Origin of the sequence: Fusibacter bizertensis (assembly GCF_029914245.1) — a bacterium.
GTDB classification, from domain to species: domain Bacteria; phylum Bacillota; class Clostridia; order Peptostreptococcales; family Acidaminobacteraceae; genus Fusibacter_C; species Fusibacter_C bizertensis.
Genome location: NZ_JARYZI010000029.1, coordinates 1 through 1,517, shown reverse-complemented (window position 1 = coordinate 1,517; position 1,517 = coordinate 1). Strand labels below are relative to the sequence as shown.

At 35.6% G+C, this 1,517-nt stretch carries 1 protein-coding gene; it reads right to left on the bottom strand.

The features are described 5' to 3' along the window. Positions 1-116 precede the first annotated feature (116 nt). Complete coding sequence (locus tag QE109_RS17500) at positions 117-1,274, bottom strand: IS110 family RNA-guided transposase (RefSeq protein WP_281095840.1); 1,158 nt, start codon at positions 1,272-1,274, stop codon at positions 117-119. Positions 1,275-1,517: the final 243 nt, after the last annotated feature.

Below are 1,517 nucleotides of genomic sequence, written 5' to 3'. Positions count from 1 at the left end.
TAGACTAACTATATGAAGTCAAGTAAATAAGACTAGAATTTTATTTAGATTTATTCTTGAAAAGTGAGCATGACAAAAAGAAGTAGTTGTACTACTTCAAAAATCAAATTTGGAATCTAGCAGAATTTCAGATCTTTAGTTAACAAAGCAAAAATAACGCGTAAAAGTTTTTTAGCAGTGTGTGATAAAGCAACGTTGTAGTGTTTGCCTTCCGCTATTTTTTTAGATAAGTATTCTTTAAATACTGACGATCTCATAGCAACTAGTCTAGCTGCTTGTAAAATAGCCCATCTGAGGTATTTGGAACCTCGCTTGACCATTCTTGATTGAGTGGCAGTATAGTTTCCTGATTGATGTGTTGAAGGATCTAAGCCTGCAAAAGCAAGTAATTTAGCTGGAGATGAAAATTTTGAAATATCTCCTATTTCAGCAAGAATGATTGATCCAAGTCTGAATGAAATGCCTGGAATAGAAACAATAGGAGAACTCATTTCATCCATAAGAGCTTTAAGTTGAAAATCGAGTAAAGTAAGTTCTTCTTGAACATTTTGAATGAGTCTAATGGTTTGTTGAAGCTCAAAACCGTATGAAGACCTGTTTGAACCGATTGACTTACTTGCAACTTCACGAATTAATAAAGCTTTATCTCGACCATATTTGCCTCTTGAATGCACTTTTAGAAGATTAGTCAGCTTGGTTAAATGTAGCTCGGAAATTTTTTGTGGTGATGGTGCTTCAAGTAAAAGAGCATAAGAGGAATTTTGATGAATAGACCATACATGTTTAGCAAGTTCGGGAAAAACAATATCAAGCAGCCGCGTCACTGAAATTTTAAGTTTAGAACGATATTCAACAAGCCTATGGCGATGTCTAGTGAGTGACTTCAATTCTTGATAATGGTATGATACAGGAGAGTAGGAATTGTATTCTTCTGTGAATAACATTTTTGCGATGATGCGTGCGTCGACTGTATCAGTTTTGGTTTTCCGCAAAGTCTGTGCTTTTCTGTAAAGGTTTGTGCTGAGCGGGTTGAAGAGAGTTACCGGGAAGTCCTCTCTAATCAGGAAGTCGATGAGATTGTTGCTATAGTGTCCAGTGGATTCAAGTCCTACTCTCATTTTTTGACGGTCCACATTTGGAAGTTTACTAAGAAACAATTCATAGCCTGATTGAGAGTTTTCAAAAGTGAAATTGTTTTGAAGAACCTCACCGTTTGAATCGACAATAAAACAATCATGCTTGTTTTTGGCAACATCAATGCCAATGTAAATCATAGATAACACCTCTTTTCGTATTTGATCGTTGCAATCCACAAACTCTATACTGTGTACCCTTGCTCGATATAAAACGTCTAAGCGTTATCTAACTCATTAACAGATATAGTATAGAGCTGCGGTTAGAGCCTAAAAGAAATAGTCAAAGCTATAGGAGGAAAAACTAATCCGCAACGTCTATCACTATTATAAGTAAAAACAGAACACATAGCTCTAAACTATGTGTTCATTATACAAGGAGGA

What these genes read in the sequence shown, in the direction of transcription:
- QE109_RS17500 (WP_281095840.1), bottom strand. Translation starts at nt 1,274, where the DNA reads ATGATTTACATTGGCATTGATGTTGCCAAAAACAAGCATGATTGTTTT.